At 68.9% G+C, this 16,210-nt stretch carries 15 protein-coding genes; 8 read left to right on the forward strand and 7 right to left on the reverse strand.

Annotated features, from left to right (window positions below; genetic code table 11):
* Nucleotides 1-66 precede the first annotated feature (66 nt).
* The 5 genes from KXS11_RS09265 to KXS11_RS09285 all read right to left on the reverse strand — a co-directional run bounded on the left by KXS11_RS09265 (nucleotide 67) and on the right by KXS11_RS09285 (nucleotide 5,557).
* Nucleotides 67-996: a carbohydrate ABC transporter permease gene (locus KXS11_RS09265; RefSeq protein ID WP_437385275.1), complete on the reverse strand. Its 930-nt coding sequence runs from the start codon at nucleotides 994-996 to the stop codon at nucleotides 67-69.
* Nucleotides 989-1,933: a carbohydrate ABC transporter permease gene (locus KXS11_RS09270; RefSeq protein WP_437385276.1), complete on the reverse strand. Its 945-nt coding sequence runs from the start codon at nucleotides 1,931-1,933 to the stop codon at nucleotides 989-991. Before KXS11_RS09270 ends, KXS11_RS09265 begins: the two co-directional genes overlap by 8 nt.
* On the reverse strand, nucleotides 1,930-3,261 hold the full coding sequence (locus tag KXS11_RS09275) for an ABC transporter substrate-binding protein (RefSeq protein ID WP_437385277.1): 1,332 nt from the start codon (nucleotides 3,259-3,261) through the stop codon (nucleotides 1,930-1,932). The genes KXS11_RS09270 and KXS11_RS09275 overlap by 4 nt, the downstream gene beginning before the upstream one ends.
* 24 nt (nucleotides 3,262-3,285) lie before the next feature.
* Nucleotides 3,286-4,518, reverse strand: a complete 1,233-nt coding sequence (locus tag KXS11_RS09280; protein WP_437385278.1) for a Gfo/Idh/MocA family protein — start codon at nucleotides 4,516-4,518, stop codon at nucleotides 3,286-3,288.
* Between the two features lie 250 nt (nucleotides 4,519-4,768).
* On the reverse strand, nucleotides 4,769-5,557 hold the full coding sequence (locus KXS11_RS09285; RefSeq protein ID WP_437385279.1) for a DeoR/GlpR family DNA-binding transcription regulator: 789 nt from the start codon (nucleotides 5,555-5,557) through the stop codon (nucleotides 4,769-4,771).
* A gap of 176 nt (nucleotides 5,558-5,733) precedes the next feature.
* Between KXS11_RS09285 and KXS11_RS09290 the strand changes: the two genes are divergently transcribed.
* The 6 genes from KXS11_RS09290 to KXS11_RS09315 all read left to right on the forward strand — a co-directional run bounded on the left by KXS11_RS09290 (nucleotide 5,734) and on the right by KXS11_RS09315 (nucleotide 11,779).
* Complete coding sequence (locus tag KXS11_RS09290) at nucleotides 5,734-6,618, forward strand: SIS domain-containing protein (RefSeq protein WP_437385280.1); 885 nt, start codon at nucleotides 5,734-5,736, stop codon at nucleotides 6,616-6,618.
* Nucleotides 6,615-7,490 carry an ROK family protein gene (locus tag KXS11_RS09295; protein ID WP_437385281.1) on the forward strand — a complete coding sequence of 292 codons (876 nt, stop codon included), beginning with the start codon at nucleotides 6,615-6,617 and terminating at the stop codon, nucleotides 7,488-7,490. Before KXS11_RS09290 ends, KXS11_RS09295 begins: the two co-directional genes overlap by 4 nt.
* Nucleotides 7,487-8,455, forward strand: a complete 969-nt coding sequence (locus KXS11_RS09300; RefSeq protein WP_437385282.1) for a 1-phosphofructokinase family hexose kinase — start codon at nucleotides 7,487-7,489, stop codon at nucleotides 8,453-8,455. The genes KXS11_RS09295 and KXS11_RS09300 overlap by 4 nt, the downstream gene beginning before the upstream one ends.
* The gene (locus KXS11_RS09305; protein ID WP_437385283.1) at nucleotides 8,452-9,291 is read left to right on the forward strand and encodes a class II fructose-bisphosphate aldolase; all 840 of its coding nucleotides are present in this window, start codon (nucleotides 8,452-8,454) and stop codon (nucleotides 9,289-9,291) included. Before KXS11_RS09300 ends, KXS11_RS09305 begins: the two co-directional genes overlap by 4 nt.
* Before the next feature lie 593 nt (nucleotides 9,292-9,884).
* Nucleotides 9,885-10,055, forward strand: a complete 171-nt coding sequence (locus KXS11_RS09310) for a hypothetical protein (RefSeq protein ID WP_437385284.1) — start codon at nucleotides 9,885-9,887, stop codon at nucleotides 10,053-10,055.
* A gap of 143 nt (nucleotides 10,056-10,198) precedes the next feature.
* Entirely contained in the window at nucleotides 10,199-11,779 is a 1,581-nt protein-coding gene (locus KXS11_RS09315) for a cation:proton antiporter (RefSeq protein WP_437385285.1), read from the forward strand.
* Nucleotides 11,780-11,854: 75 nt separating this feature from the next.
* On the opposite strand, the gene KXS11_RS09320 is transcribed toward KXS11_RS09315, so the two are convergent.
* Nucleotides 11,855-12,220, reverse strand: coding sequence for a hypothetical protein (locus KXS11_RS09320; protein ID WP_437385286.1), 366 nt, complete (start codon nucleotides 12,218-12,220; stop codon nucleotides 11,855-11,857).
* A gap of 125 nt (nucleotides 12,221-12,345) precedes the next feature.
* On the opposite strand from KXS11_RS09320, the gene KXS11_RS09325 reads away from it, so the two are divergent.
* Nucleotides 12,346-13,236 carry a metal-dependent hydrolase gene (locus tag KXS11_RS09325; RefSeq protein ID WP_437385287.1) on the forward strand — a complete coding sequence of 297 codons (891 nt, stop codon included), beginning with the start codon at nucleotides 12,346-12,348 and terminating at the stop codon, nucleotides 13,234-13,236.
* Nucleotides 13,237-13,255: 19 nt separating this feature from the next.
* Here KXS11_RS09325 and KXS11_RS09330 read toward each other — a convergent pair whose 3' ends face one another.
* Nucleotides 13,256-13,777 carry a DUF4190 domain-containing protein gene (locus KXS11_RS09330; protein ID WP_437385288.1) on the reverse strand — a complete coding sequence of 174 codons (522 nt, stop codon included), beginning with the start codon at nucleotides 13,775-13,777 and terminating at the stop codon, nucleotides 13,256-13,258.
* Nucleotides 13,778-13,943: 166 nt separating this feature from the next.
* On the opposite strand from KXS11_RS09330, the gene KXS11_RS09335 reads away from it, so the two are divergent.
* Nucleotides 13,944-16,178, forward strand: coding sequence for a HelD family protein (locus KXS11_RS09335; protein WP_437385289.1), 2,235 nt, complete (start codon nucleotides 13,944-13,946; stop codon nucleotides 16,176-16,178).
* The last annotated feature ends 32 nt before the right edge of the window (nucleotides 16,179-16,210 follow it).

Here is a 16,210-nt window from a genome sequence, read left to right on the forward strand (position 1 = left end):
ACTGAGTCGCCCGGAATTGCACGAAATCCGACGTTTTTCGCGCAGTTCCGGGCGACTCAGTGGGGTCTACTTCAGCCCGGAGAATGCGAGTCCGTCGATCACACGGCGCTGGAGCACGATGAACAGGATGAGCACCGGCGCCATGGCGAGGATCGACGCCGCCATCATCACCGGGTAGTCGGTGGTCTTATCACTCGACAGCGTGGCGAGGCCGGCGGCGAGCGGCATCGAGTTCGCATAGGTCGAGACGACGAGTGGCCACAGCAACTCGTTCCACGACCACAGCACGGTGGTGATCGCCAGCACGCTGATGCTCGGCTTCGCGAGCGGCAGCATGATCTTCCAGAAGATCTGGAACGGACTCGCACCGTCGATGCGCGCGGCTTCCTCGAGCTCGTTCGGCAGGTTCAGGAACGCCGTCCGCATGAGGAAGGTGCCGAACGCGCTGAACAGGCCCGGGGCGACGATCCCGAGCGTGGTGTTGAGCCAGCCGAAGCCCTGCACGATCTGGTATTGCGAGATGAGGTAGGCCTGGGACGGCACCATCAGGATCGAGAGCGTCACGGCGAGCAGCACGGCACGACCCCGGAACCGCATGCGCGCGAACGCGTACCCGGCCAGCGTGCAGAGCACGATCTGGGCGACGGCCCGGATGACCGTGATGACGATCGAGGTGCGCAGTTGGTCGAGGAACGGGAGCCGTTCGAACACGGCAGCGTAGTTCTGCCACTGCAGCTCGGCCGGCCAGAACGTCGGGACGACGCTCTGCACCTCGGCGTTCGTCGACAACGACATGATGATCTGCCACAGGAACGGGAACGCCATGATGAAGCCGCCGACCCCGAGGACGATGTGCGCGACGACGTGCGACCCGCCACGACGGCCGGGTCGCCCCGCGTCACGTCGTCGGGCAGCTGCTGCCGTCGAGCGGCCGGAACCCGGGACGGTCACGGCGCGTGTCGTGAGCGGTCGGGTGGCTGTGAGCTGCTCAGTCATTGTTCACCCATCGTTTCTGGAGCCGGAACTGCAGGAGCGTGACGAGCCCGATGATCACGAAGATGACGATCGCGATGGCGGCCGCATACCCCTTGTCGTTCTGCACGAAACCCTGGTTGTAGAAGAAGTAGACGAGCGACATGCTCTTCGGCAGCACCGGGTTCGTGCTGCCGAGGATCGCGTACAGCAGGTCGAACAGCTGGAAACTGGAGATGACCGTGATGATCGTCACGAAGAAGATGCTCGGCGTGAGCAGCGGCACGGTGACCGAGCGGAACTGCCGCCACCGCGTCGCACCGTCCAACTCGGCCGCCTCGTACAGTTCCGGCGGGATGTTCTTGAGACCGGAGGCGAGGATGATCATCGAGAAGCCGAGCGACGACCAGAGGCCGACGATCGCGACCGCGAACATCGCCGTGCCGGGAGTGCTGATCCAGTAGGGCCCGTCGATGCCGACGAGCGACAGCGTGTAGTTGAGGATGCCGAAGTCGCCGTTGAAGATGATGCGCCAGACGATCGCGACGGCGGTCGGCATGGCGACGTACGGCAGGAAGAACAGCACGCGGTAGAAGCTCGCGAACCGCAGACCGGGGAGGTTGAGCAGGCTGGCGAGGTACACCGCGATCGGGATGCCGAGCAGGACGACCGCCGTGTAGATGAGCGTGTTGCCGAGTGACGCGTACAGACGGGGGTCGGCAAACAGACGTGCATAGTTCTCGATGCCGATGAACGTGGTCCCGCCGAAGACACCCCACTCCGTGAAGGAGTAGTACGCGGTCTGGATCATCGGCCAGATGAAGAACACGCCGATGCCGGTGAGCAGTGGGAGGACGAACACCCACGGCCAGGCACCGTCGCCGCGGGCGGCGCCCCGCCGGGCCGGCTTCCTGGTGGAAGCCGAGCCCGCCGGGGTGCTGCTCAGGGTCTGGCTGGTCATTTCTTGGCCAGCGCCGCGTTCATCTGCTCGGCGATGTCCTTCGCGACGTCGGCGACGGGTGTGGCACCACTGAAGGCGTCGGGCAGCAGCTCGGTCTCGAGCGCGTTCCACGCCGCGGTGTTCTGCGACACTGGCAGCGGCTTGGCGTAGTCGAGCGCGTCGAGGAAGACCTGCAGGTTCATGGTCGGGTAGGAGTCGACGAACGACGCCTGCGTTCCGGTGAACGCGGGGATGACGGCACCGAGGTCTCCCTGTTGCTGCTGGGCCTCCTTGCTCGCGAGGAAGACCTGGAGCGCCTGAGCGGCCTGCTTGTTCTTACTGGCGGCGGCGACGACGTTCGAGACCCCGTGGATGACCGTCGCCTGCTCCTTGCCGATCGGGAGCGGGTAGGCGGTGGTGGTGGCTGCGACGTCGGACTCGCCGATCAGTGGGCGCACCCAGCTGCCGCCCCAGTACATCGCGAGCTTGCCGGAGGTGAACCACTGGTCAGCCGGGGTGTCGGTCAGCTGCTGCATGCTCGGCGAGGAGCCGTCGGCCATGAGGTCCGTCCAGAACTGCAGACCGGCCTGGGCCTCGGGGCTGTCGTATCCGGACTCCGTCTGATCGGCGTTGATGACCTCGCCGCCCGCCTGGAGGATCGTGTTGTAATACGTCGTCTGGCCGTCCATACCGCCAGCGGCACCATAGACGCCCTGGTCCTTGAGGTTCGTCGAGATCGCTGCGGCTGCGGCGTCGAAGTCGTCCCAGGTCCAGTCGCCTGCCGGCAACGCGACACCGGCCTGCTCGAACAGCGCCGTGTTCACCCAGACGCCGACCGTGTCGAAGTCCTTCGGGACGCCGTACTGCGTGTCGTCGAGCGTGTACAGCTCGTTGAGCGCCTCTGGGTAGTTCGCCGGATCGATGTCTCCCGCGGAGACCTCGCCGGTGATGGGTTCGACCTTGCCGTTGGCCGCGTAGACCTGGAAGTTCGGCCCGTTCAGCCAGAAGAGATCGGGCAGGGTGTCGCTCGACGCCTGGGTCTGCAGCTTGGACCAGTAGGAGGCCCACGGGGTGACGTTCACATTGACGGTGATGTCGGGGTAGACCTCGTTGAAGGCCTTGATGTTCGCGTCGATGGCCTCGACCTGCGCCTGATCCCAGACGCCGTAGGTGATCTCGGCTTTCAGGTCTTTCGGTGCCGCGGCGTACTCACCGCCGCTTGCGCCACCACCGCCGGTACTGCAGCCCGCGGTGAGGGCTGCAGCTGCGAGGAGGCCGATACCGCTGAGGACGGCGCGACGGACGGCACGGTTGCCGGATGAGGAACTGCGGTGCATGGACGATGGCATGGCTGGAGTCCTTTCGAGGTGGCGCTACCGGGTGGCAGCGTCGAGGGCGTTCGATGCGGTGCTGGTGGTGAGGGAGGAGAAGTAGGTCACGAGCTCGGGGGCGAGCTGAGGGACGTCCATCGGGATCGAGCCGTTTCGGAGCGAATGGGCCGCCAGAGCACCCGCGGCGACGGCCTCGCGGGCGGCGACGGGCGAGAGCGTGGTGGGCGCACCGTCGGCGACGTGGGCCAGGAACTCGCACATCGTGTCGAAGTCGGCGTCGGCGTGCCCCTCCTCGACGCCCGAGATCGGATACTCGACATCGCCCTGGGTGCTCCAGGTGCGGCGACGGTTCCAGACCTTGACGGTGCCACCGGCGGTGTCCCCGATGTTCTCGAGACGCCCCCGCGTGCCGATGACGGTGTAGTTGCGCCAGTAGTCGGGCGTGAAGTGGCACTGCTCGTAGCTCGCAGTGATGCCGTGGTCGAGGCTCATGAGCATCATCGAGACGTCCTCGACGTCGACCACGGGGTTGAGGCCCCGCTGCTCCTCCGGCGGCCAGTTGTCGTAGGAGAACCAGTCGGACATCGTCTGGTCGCTGCGATCGGCTCGATCCTCGATCGCCCCGTAGACCGCGAGCTCTCCCATACCGACGACGCGACGCGTGTACGCGCCGGCGAGCAGGTGGATGACGTCGATGTCGTGGCTGGCCTTCTGGAGCAGGAGCGTGTTCACCCGCGAACGGTCGGCGTGCCAGTCCTTGAAGTAGTAGTCGCCGCCGTTGCCGACGAAGTGCCGGACCCAGACCGCCTTGACCTCACCGATCTCGCCCCGCGCGATGATCTCGTGCATGAGGCGCACGACCGCCGCGTGCCGGAAGTTGTGCCCGATGGAGAGCGGCGTGCGGGTCTCATACGCGGCCTGCAGCACTGCGTCGGCGTCTTCGAGCGTGATGGCGAGCGGCTTCTCGAGGTACACCGCGATGCCGGCCCGGAGGAGGTCGACCGCGATCTCGGCGTGCGTCCAGTCCGGTGTCGTCACGATGGCCGCGTCGACACCGCCGCGGGCGATGAGGGCGGTGTGCGAATCGAGGACGTCGATGTCCGTACCGAACAGCCCCCGTGCCCGAGCGTGCCCGGCTTGCGTGGTGTCGACAGCTGCGACGACCGAGGCGGGCGTGGGGCTCGACGCCACATGCTCGGCGATCTGGGCTCGCTGGCCGGTGCCGATGACGGCGACCCGGAGCCCGATCGGGGTGGGAGTTGGTGCAGTGCTCACTCGATCACATCCGCTTCCTTGCGTGAAGTTGATTCATATGATGCCAAAACGATCATGAAATGACAATAGGCGATCACGGCGATCATGCAAGCCCGTGGGCGGATGATGTGGAAAGTGTTTACGAAGGTGAAACATGTGGAGGACGTTCACGCGCCGAGAGGCTCGGTGAACGGGCGCGCCGAAGCGTCGGCCCGATCACCGAGCGGACGCCCGGCCGCCCGGCCCGTCGAGGTACCGCTGCCGACGACGCCTACGCCGCGATGACGACCTCGACGCCGGCCGCGGCGAGCGCCTCGGCGAGCGCAGCCTCGACGGGCGCGTCGGTGACCAGCACGTCGATCGCCGCGAGTGGGCAGATGCGGGCGAACGTCGCCTTCGTCATCTTCGTGCCGTCCGCGACGACGATCACCCGCTTGGCGACCTTGACGAACTCCTGACTCACCGCGGCTTCGCCCTCATGCAGGGTCGTCGCGCCGAACTGGGCACTCAGCCCGTCGACGCCCAGGATGGCGACGTCGAGGGCGATCTCCGCGAGGGCGCCGGCGACGAGGGAGCCGACGAGTTCGTAGGACTGTCGTCGCGCGACGCCGCCGGTGACGACGATCTTCACGTGCGATCGGACCGACAGTTCGTAGGCGATGTTGAGTGCGTTGGTGACGATGGTGATGGAGGCGTCGCCGTCGGTGCGCAGCAGATGCTCGCTTCGTCCGAGCACGCGGGCGACCTCGCTCGTCGTCGTCCCGCCGTTCAGGCCGACCGCGTCACCCACACTGACGAGCGCGGCGGCGGCTTTGGCGATCGCCACCTTCGCATCGGCCTGGCGGGCGATCTTGTACTGCAACGGCAGCTCGTACCCGGTGCCGAGTGCCGCCGCCCCGCCGTGCGTGCGGGTGACGAGTCGCTGTTCGGCGAGCGCAGTCAGGTCACGGCGTGCGGTGGCGGCCGAGATCCCGAGCGCGTCTCCGATCTCGGCGATCGTCACGTTGCCGCGTTCGCTCACGAGTTCGAGGAGGGCGTTGAGTCGCTGTTGTTGCGTCATTTCTCCTGCGATTCCGGTGCGGTCGGGCGTACTCTGACCATCATATGGGCGCGTGGGCGACGCGAGCATGATTGAAAATGATGATTTGCACTGGTATCGATCAGATTCGATCCGCTAGGCTGACACCAACGCATCGTCATGTCGCGATCGCGTCCTCCTCACGCGAAAGGCACGTTATGCCCGAGACCTTCGTCGCCGCCGAACTGGCGTCGCAGCCCGCTTCCTGGCGCACTGCCGCCACCCTCGTCCCCGAGGCTTCGGCGGTGCTGCCGCAGCCCGGTGAGCGCGTCGCCGTCGTCGGCTGCGGCACGAGCTGGTTCATCGCCATGAGCTACGCGGTCCTCCGCGAACAGGCCGGTCTCGGTATCACCGACGCCTTCGCCGGTTCAGAGTTCCCGGGTGTCCGCGACTACGACCGCATCGTCGCGATCTCGCGCTCCGGCACGACCACGGAGATCGTCCAGCTGCTGGAGACCGTCGGCGACAGTGTGACGACGGTCCTCATCACCGCCGTGCCAGACTCCCCGGCGTCGGTGCCGGCGGCGCACGTCATCGCGCTCCCCTTCGCCGACGAGCAGTCCGTCGTGCAGACCCGGTTCGCCACCACCACACTCGCCCTCCTGCGCGGCTCGCTCGGGCACGACGTCGAGGCGCTGGCCACGCAGGCGGAGCAGGCGCTGCTCATCCCCATCGACGACTACCTCGGCGCCGACCAGGTCTCGTTCATCGGCCTCGGTCACGCCGTCGGCCTCACTTTCGAGGCGGCACTCAAGACCCGCGAGGCGGCACAGTTCTGGGCCGAGTCCTACCCCGCCATGGATTACCGTCACGGGCCGATCGCCATCGCGCAGCCCGGCCGACTCGTGTGGTCGCTCGGTGCCGCACCCGCAGGGCTGCCCGACGACGTGGCGGCCACCGGGGCGACCTTCGTGCAGCACGATCTCGACCCGCTGGCCGGATTGGTCGTCGCCCAGCGCTTCGCGATCGCCCTCGCCGAGGCGCGCGGGCTCGACGCCGACAACCCGCGCTCGCTCACGCGCTCCGTCATCCTGACGCCGTGACGTCCGCTGCGGTCCTCGGCATCGACGTCGGCGGCACGGGCATCAAGGCCGCGCTGACCGCCGTCGACGGTACCGTGCTCGCGAGTTGGCGGGAGCCGACGCCGATCGGCGACCCGAGCGGCGAACGCACTCGCGACGTCGTCGTGGGTCTCGTCACTGCGGCGGGAGCCGTCTCACCCCCGCAGGCGGTGGGTGTGGTCGTGCCGGGTGTCGTCGATGAGGATCGCGGCGTGTGCGTGCACGCCGTCAACCTGGGCTGGCGCGATCTCGCGTTCCCCGAGCTCCTCCGGCCGGCACTCGACATCCCGCTCGCGTTCGGTCAGGACGTGCGCGCGGGCGCGTTGGCGGAGGCCGTCTCCGGAGCGGCCGCCGGGATGGACGGCACGATCGCGTTCGTCCCCGTGGGTACCGGACTCGCGTCAGCACTCGTCATCGACGGCGTCCCGTTCGCCGGAGGCGGTTGGGCTGGCGAGATCGGGCAGCGGGTGCTGCGCGAAGGACCGTATCGCGGTCTGCGGGTCGAGCAGGTGGCGTCGGCTGGTGGCATCGCGAGGCTCGCGGGTGCCGCCGACGCGAAGACGGTCGCCGCGGCCGCCCTCCGGGGTGAGTCCGAGGCCGTCCGGATCTGGGAGGCCGCGGTCGATGCACTCGCGGAGGCCCTCGCCGGGATCACCGTCGTCGCCGCTCCCACAGCCATCGTCGTGGGTGGCGGGCTCGCCCTCGCGGGGGAGCTGCTGTTCGGCCCACTCGAGCAGGGCCTCCGCGAACGACTCGAGGTCGTGCGCGTGCCGAGAGTCCTGCCCGCGTTGCACGGCGACGAAGCAGCGACCGTCGGCGCCGGCATCCTGGCGCGGCGGCTGGTGGCGGCATGAGTTCGGCCGGCCACCCGGATGCGCCCCGTGCGACCGACTCGCGCCCGGTCGTCGTCGTGACGCCGAACCCGGCTGTCGACGTCACCTACACGGTCGACGAGCAGCAGCTGGGGGTCACCCAGCGCGTGCGGTCGATCGCTCGGCGCCCCGGTGGCAAGGGTGTGAACGTCGCCAGCGTCCTCGCCGCGCTCGACGTCCCGACGATTCAGGTGTTGCCGCTCGGCGGAGCCTCGGGGGCCTGGATCGGCGGGTCCCTGCGCGCGGCCGGCTTCGACGTGCGGGTCGCACCGGTCTCGGGAGACACACGCTCCACCGTCACCGTCGTCGACGACCACCAGCATCCGACGCTGTTCGCCGAGGCCGGCCCGACGATCACCGCCCGTGAGTGGGTGGTGCTGACAGCGGAGCTGCGCGACGCCCTGCGCCTGGCGAGTCATCTCGTCATCTCAGGGTCCTTCCCTCCCTCCACGCCCGACGAGGTGGTCGAGACCCTGGTGCGCGCGGGAGTCGAGGCGGGCGTCCCGGTCGTCGTCGACGTGAGCGGACCCGCGCTGCTCGCCGCAGCGCGCTCGGGGGCCACGATTGTGAAGCCCAACCTCGACGAGGCGATGACCGCGACGGGCGAATCCGACCTCGAATCCGCACGCACGGCACTCCTGGAGCTCGGAGCACGCACGGTCGTCATCTCGCGTGGCGCCGACGGCTTGACCTCCGGCGACGGCGACAGCGCCCACGATGTTCCCGCCGTCCCCGGCGTGACCGGCAACCCGACCGGCGCCGGCGATGCCACGACGGCCGCCCTCGTCGCAGCGCTCCGTGCCGGTCTCCCCCTCCCGGACGCGCTCCGACGAGCAGCCGCCGCCGGCGCGGCTGCCGTCCTCGAACCGGTCGCCGGCGCGATCGACCTCGAGGCCTTCCACCGTTTCCTCGGCAGTCCCCCACACCCCACCGGAGCCCCAGCATGACGAAGACGCTCGATCTCACCACCCTCCTCGCCGAGGCCGCATCCGACGGCGTCGGTGTGGCCGCGTGCAACGTCGTCCTCCTCGAACACGCTGAGGCTATCGTCGCGGGCGCCGAGGAGGCCGGCCTCCCGGTCGTCCTGCAGATCAGCGAGAACTGCGTCCGGTACCACGGCTCGCTCGCCCCCATCACGCTCGCGTCGCTCGCCATCGCGCGCGCCGCATCGGTTCCAGTGCTCGTGCACCTCGACCACGTCGAGTCGGTCGCCCTCGTGCACGAGGGTGTCGAGCTCGGTGTCGACAGCGTCATGTTCGACGCCTCCACCCTCCCCTATGCCGCCAACGTCCAGGCGACGAAGGACGTCGTGGAGTTCTGCCATGCCCGCGGCGTCGCCGTCGAAGCCGAACTCGGCGAGGTCGGCGGCAAGGATGGCGTCCACGCCCCCGGCGCTCGCACGGAGCCGTCTGAGGCGGCGGCGTTCGTCGAGGCGACAGGGGTCGACGCCCTCGCCGTCGCCGTCGGCACGTCCCACGCGATGACCACCAGGGAGGCAGCGGTGGATCACGAGCTGATCGAGCGCCTGCACCTGACGGTTCCCGTACCGCTCGTCCTCCATGGCTCCTCGGGCCTTCCCGACGATGAGCTGCGCGCGGCGGTGCGCTCCGGTATGACCAAGATCAACCTGTCCACGCATCTGAACGGGCTCTTCACCCGTGAGGTGCGCAACGTCCTGGACGAGCAGCCGAAGCTCGTCGATCCCCGGAAATACGTCCGCGCAGGGCGCACTGCGGTCGCCACGGAGACCACCCGGATCCTGCGTCTCCTCGCCGGGCGCTGAGCGCCGAGCGCTGAGCATACGCAACTACCAGCTTTCTATCAGCTATTCACAATGGTGAGATTGTAATATTTATCTTGTTGGAGATGATCCGACAAGACCACCGGTAACAGATCGTCCCCCGCGATCGCCCTCCGGCCTCCCGAGCTCGATACCCCTTCGAGTGCGCGGGAGATACGGCCACCCCATCCCCTAGATTCGGTGGCCGGAAGCTGCGCGGCCCTCTGGTCGCCGTCGATGCCCGGGTTCGGGCCCGGGCATCGACGCAGCCGGCACGCACGTCGCTCCACCGCGTCGCGCCTCGTTCACAGTGGTTTCACAGCTGAGGCGCGTACGTTCTTCTCCTGAGTGCCGATGTCACAACCGGCTTCCGTGTGCAGAGTCCACACCTCCACGGATCCGCCGATGCTCCCGACATGCACCACCAGCCGCGTCCCAGACCGGCGAACCGATCCGTCCGACGGCCCCAGCCGAAGGACACCGCCGAATCACGGCGAATCCCCGTCGCTTCATCCATGCGACCGGAACCGATCGTTTCGCATTCCCCGCGAGGGCCGGCCCATCCATCATCCGCATCATCAGAAACGAGATACACCATGTCCACCATTCAGACTCGGACCCCTGCGTCCACGAACCGCTCCACGGGCACTGCCGTCCACGGTCGCGGTCACTCCACCGACAAGCTCACCTACCGGTTCGGCCTCCGCACGCGCGAGGTCGGCAGCGAGCAGCGTGGCTCCAGCACCTCGGCGAACCGCCGCGGCTGACCCGCTCAGCAACTCCACCGACGCCCCCGTCCAGCCTGGCTGTGCGGGGGCGTCGTCGTCCGGCCCGATCGCGCTGAGCGAACCACCGCGATGCCGAACCCTCCGAGGGAGACGCGACCGCACCGAGGTGCGAGAATCCCCCCATGGATCCCGTCGCGCTCATCTCCTGGATCGTCGTGTTCGTGGTGGTCACCGTCACGGTGACCGGTCTCTCCGGACGCGCCGGCTGGTCGGCCCCCGTCGTGCTCGTCATCGTCGGAGGGGCGGCGTCGTTCATCCCGGCGGTGCCGCACGTGCAGATCGAACCGGACCTCATCCTCTACGGGATCCTGCCGCCGCTCCTGTTCGCCGCAGCCCTCCGCACGTCACTGATCGACATCCGCGCCAGGAACGACGGCATCATCCTCCTGTCGGTCGGCGCGGTCGCGTTCACCGTCGTCACCGTCGGGTTCGCCAGTTGGTTGCTGATCCCGTCGATCACCCTCGCGGCAGCCTTCGCCTTCGCCGCGGTCATCGCGCCGACCGACGCCGTCGCGGTGACCGCCATCGCCGGGAAGCTGCGCCTCCCACGCCGGGTGGTCACGATTCTCGAGGGTGAGAGCCTGCTGAACGACGCGACGGCACTCGTCGCCCTCAACGCCTCGATCATCGCGATCACGAGCGTCGTCAACCCGGTGGTGATCGCCGGTGAGTTCGTCATCGAGGTGGTCGCCGGGGTCGGCGTCGGGCTGGCCGTCGGGTGGGTGCTGTCCGAGGTGCGGCGGCGGCTCCGCGCACCGGTGCTCGACACGAGCCTCTCGCTCGTCACGCCGTTCCTCGCGTTCCTGATCGCGCAGTCGTTGCACGGCTCCGGTGTGCTCGCTGTCGTCACGGCCGGTCTCCTGCTGGGGTTCCGGTCGCCCGTCGTGCAGTCGGCCGAGGCTCGCATCGCCGAGTCGCTCAACTGGCGGACCATCCAGTTCCTGCTCGAGAACGCGGTGTTCCTGTTCATCGGGCTGAACCTGTCGGGCATCCTCGAGGGCGCCGTCCGTACGGGTCCGGGCCTCTGGCCGACCGTCTTCATCAGCATCGGTGTGCTCGCAGCGCTCATCGGGTCGCGCTTCGTGTGGGAGATGAGCGTGACCGCGATCTACCGTCTCGGCCCGAAGCGGCTGCGCGAACGCAGTTGGAGCTGGGGCAACGGCATCGCGGTCTCCGCGGCAGGGGTCCGTGGCGTGGTCACCCTCGCGGCCGTGTTCCTCCTGCCGGAGGAGACGCCGGCGCGCGAGTTCCTGCAGTTCCTCGCGTTCGTCGTCGTCGTCGGCACGCTGCTGTCGGGGCTCGCGCTTCCCGCGATCATCCGCGCGCTGCACCTGCCGCCGCCGAACCACGACCAGGAGAAGGTCGAGCAGCTCATGCTGATGGCAGAGGTGCAGACGGCCGGGCTCGAACGGCTCGACGAACTCACGACGGAGGCGGACGAGGAGCAGGTGCTCGTGCGGCTGCGCACGAACGCGAGCTTCCTCGCCGAGGCGCTCGAGCAGGAGGTCGCCGACGGAGACGAACCGCGTCCCGCTGCGTTCGCACGCTTGCGGCGTCAGATGATCGCCGCCGAACGCGCCGCGCTCCTGGCGGCACGGTCGGAGGGCCGGTACCAGGAGCCGGCGGTGGCCGCCGTGCTCGCCGCGATCGACGCCGAGGAGACGGCCTTGAAGGCGACCTCACCCAAGCGCCCGCGCGCCTGACTGGCGCGAACGGCGCGTGGTCGCTCGGGATGATCCTGAGCGACCACGCCCCGCACCTCCGCCGAGAGGCGCCGCCTAGTCTGGCGCGGTGTCGTAGACCTCGCGCGCGTCGTCGGTCGCCTCGGATGCCGGACCCGAGTCGGGCTGGTGGTCTGCGGAACCGTCGGCGTCGCCGCTGGCATCGTCGTCGGTGAGCGGCTCCTCACGTTCCGTGGAGGGCTCCGGCGAGTCGACCGCTTCCTCAGTGGCTTGGACCTCGCCGGTGTCGGCATCCTCGGTGCCCGTTCCATCGACCGTCTCGGACGACGTCCCGGAACTCGTCTGGTCGGAACTCACCAGCTTCTCGGTGTCGATGTCGGCGCCCTCCCAGGCCTCCTGGTCGGCTCCGGCCTCGCCCGAAGCGAGGTCACCCGATGCATGCTGGCCGTTCGAATCCGTCATGGTGCGCTCCTTTCCGTGCAACGCGATCGCCGCACGTGCGGCGACTCTACGTCGGCGAGCTGTCGTCCTCGGAGGGGTTGACACGATGCACACCCGGACCGACGCTCGCGCGCTAGCGTGAAGGGATGAGCCTTCCCCCAATGGACACCCGCGTCACCTATCCCGCCGGAGATCTGCGCTCCACGGGAACCGTCGTGCACGCCGAACCGTTCGGCGACCACCTCGCGGTGGTGCTCGATCAGACCGCGTGCCACCCGGTCGACGCGGCGTGGCCCGACCAGCCGGCCGACCAGGGCACCATCACGTTCGGCGACGGGGACCGTGCGGTCGAGGTGGCGATCAGCGATTGCGTCGTCGGCGCCACCGATGGCTCCGCGCTGTTCATCGGAGACGCCGTCCCAGTCCGGAAGGGTACCGAGGGTTGGGCGTTCCTCGCGGTGCACCTCGTCTATCCCACGGCCTCGGAAGCCGCGCAGGTCGGGGCAACAGCGCGGGTCGACATCGACGACACGACCAGGCGCGCCCTCTCGGCCGGGCACACCGGCTGTCACCTCGCCTCGCTCGCCCTCAACGCGGCCCTCGCGGATGCCTGGCGGAAGGACGTCGCCCTCGACACCCTCGGCGCGCCCGACTTCGACGCGCTGGCGTGCTCGTCGTCGCGGATCTCGCCGCGCGGCTCGACGGATCACTACCGGGTGGGGAAGTCGCTTCGCCGGAAGGGGTTCGATCCCGCAGCGCTCGACGACCTCGATGGATTGGCCGAGCGTATCGGCCGCATCCTGGCGGGCTGGACGGCGTCTGATGCCGCGGTCCGCATCGACCGCGACGGCGAGCTGCTCACGGACCGACGCAGCTGGCGGTGCGAGCTACCGGGCGGCCCCGCGATCATCCCCTGCGGCGGGACCCACGCCGGATCCCTCGCGGAGTTCTCGACCGTCGCCGTGTGGTTGGAACGCGAGGAGGTCGAGGGCGCCGTGGGATTCTCGATGATCACGACCGTGGTCCCGGCCGGCTGAGAGCTGCCCCAGGGAGTCGCTAGGCGCTGATCCCGGTGGACACGGCGCTGCCGACGAACAGCCCGCCGATGACAAACACCCAGAGCAGCACGAGCGCCGCCCAGACCAGCACGAACACCCCGTTCAGCACGATGCCGGTCACCGCCATCGCCCGACCTGCCGGCTCCTTGCGCGCACCCATGATGCCGAGGACCAAGCCGATCACGGGCAGCACGAAGGTGAACCCGAAGAACAAGGACACGAGCCCGATGACCATGCTCGCGATACTGAGCCCCCTCGGCGGCGAGGGCGTGTAGACGTAGGGGGCGACGTACACGGGCTGCCCGTACATCGGCTGTTGCGGGTACTGCGGTTGCCCGTACGCGAGCTGACCGTACTGCTGCTGCGGGTACTGCGCCTGCGGGTACTGCGCCTGCGCGACCGGCTGCTGCGCAGACGGCTGGACCTGGGCCGGCGGGTGCGGAGACTGCGGAGCGCTCGGCTGCATCGGCGGCTGCCCGACGGACGGGTACGGCTGCTGGGTGTCCTCCGGTGCGCTCATGCGGTCCACCCTACCGAGACGGGCTCCCTGCGCGACGGGGAAAACAGCCTACAGCTGTCTGAGAGCTTGGCCGCCGAGGCGGTGAGCGGCCCGGAAAGCGACTACCGTATTCGTGCGGTCCTCACAGTTCACCCGACTGGATCGCACTGAACCGCAGAGGAGTCCCGTGCAGAACGACGCGATCGCCGAGGAGCAGGACCACCTCGATCGACTGCATGACGTCATCCGGACGCAGTCTGATCTCGAGGAGCGCCGCTCCGAACTCGCCCTGCGGGCGTTCGACGGCGACGACGACTCCAGCTTCTCCGAGCGTGACGCGCTCGTCGCTCACCACCGCCAGCGCATGGTGGAACTGCGGTCCTCGAGCTACGGCCTCCTGTTCGGACTCCTCGAGCGCGATTCCGACGAGCGACACCACATCGGCCGCATCGGCCTCCGCGACCCGGAGAGCGGCGATCAGCTCCTGCTCGACTGGCGGGCGCCCGCGTCGCGTCCCTTCTACACGGCGACCCCGCTCCGCCCGGAGGGGCTCCGCCTGCGTCGCCGCATCGGCACCGCGGGGCGCAAGGTCACCGAGGTGCACGACGAGGTCCTCGACACCACCCTCCTGAGCGAGGACGAGCCGACCGGCATCGGCGAGTCCGGCGCTCTGCTCGCCGCACTCGGTCGTGCACGGACGAAGCACATGGCCGACATCGTCGACACCATCCAGGCCGAGCAGGACGCGATCATCCGCGCACCGCTGCCCGGGACGCTGCTCGTCCAGGGCGGCCCTGGAACGGGCAAGACGGCCGTCGCGCTCCACCGCGCCGCCTATCTGCTCTACGAGCACCGCGAACGCCTCATGCGCAGCGTCGTGCTCATCGTCGGCCCGAACTCCACGTTCCTCGACTACATCAGTCGTGTCCTGCCCTCGCTCGGCGAGACGGCCGTCGTGCTCGTCACCCCCGGCACCATCGTCCCGGGGCTCGACGCCCGTGGCGAGGACTCGCTCGAGACCGCCGAGCTCAAGGGACAGCTCCGGATGGCCGACGTCATCGAGCGCGCGATCCGTGAACGTCAGGTTCCGTTGGATGAGCCCGTCACGCTGCGGATCGCAGGCGACGGCCCACTGCGCATCACGCCAGGTGTCCTCCGCCGAATCAAGGCGGGCATCGAGCGGTCGCGTACGCCGCACAACGAGGCCAAGATCCGGTTCGACCGTGCCGTCCTCACCCACCTCATCGGCCTCGAGGCCAAGCGCGACGGCTTCGAACCGCGCACTGGCGAGGACGCCGACGACCGCCGTCAGGAGCTCAGCGAAGAACCGGAGATCGAGGAACTGCTCGACGCCCTCTGGCCCATCCTCGACCCCGCCGAGGTCGTCGACCACCTGCTGTCCGACCCCGAGTTGCTGTCCAGGGTCGCGACGGAGCACACCGCCCAGGAGCAGGCGCTGCTGCTGCGCGTCGCCGATCCCGGCGTCGCCCTGGCCGACCGGCTCACCCCCGGCGACATCGCCCTCGTGGACGAGGCGGCAGAACTCATCGGCGAGGACCAGCGTCCCGAACTCGAACGCCAGCGACGCGCAGCCTACGAACGCCGCCACGAGGTCGAGTACGCCCGGAGCGTACTCGAGATGATCGGTGACATCAGCATCGACGACGAGGCCCAGGACGACGACTACCTGCGCAACGCCCAGGACCTCGCCGACCGCCAGACGGTCGAGGACGACCGCAGCCCAGCCGAACGCGCCGCGACCGACCGCACCTGGGTCTACGGGCACGTCATCATCGATGAGGCGCAGGAGCTCACGCCCATGCTGCTGCGCGCGATCATCCGCCGAGGCCCGAACCGCTCGATGACGCTCGTCGGCGACATCAACCAGCAGTCCACCTCCACCTCGCGAACCAGCTGGCAGGACCTGCTCGGCCCGCAGATGCCGCGCTGGACCGAGGAACTCCTCACGGTCAACTACCGGACGCCCGAGCAGATCATGGATCTGGCCGACCCCGTCCGCCTCGAGCTCGACCCGGACTCCCCCGCGCCCGTGTCCATCCGACGCGGCGAGGAGGAGCCCGTCCAGCTCACCGTCGACTCGACCGAGCTGGCGGCAACCGCTGCCGCCGCGGCCGTGACTGCGATCACCGACCACCCGGGGATCGCTGGCATCATCGCACCACGCGCGCTGCTCGCCGACATCGACGCCCGGCTCGCCGTGCTCGGTGCCGACCGTGCCCGCGTGTGGAGCGGCACCGCTCGCGAGAGCAAGGGCCTCGAGTTCGACAGCGTCGTCCTCGTGCAGCCCGACGACCTCGGCGGGTCGGGACGCGCGGCGCTGTCCCTCCGCTACGTCGCGCTCACGCGCGCAACCCAGCGACTCACCGTCGTCAGGGAACCATCAGAGCACCCGGACCACTGAACAACCGTAGTCTTGAGCTCTGCCGACAGAAT

It is taken from the genome of Plantibacter flavus (assembly GCF_051487245.1).
Lineage (GTDB): Bacteria > Actinomycetota > Actinomycetes > Actinomycetales > Microbacteriaceae > Plantibacter > Plantibacter flavus_B.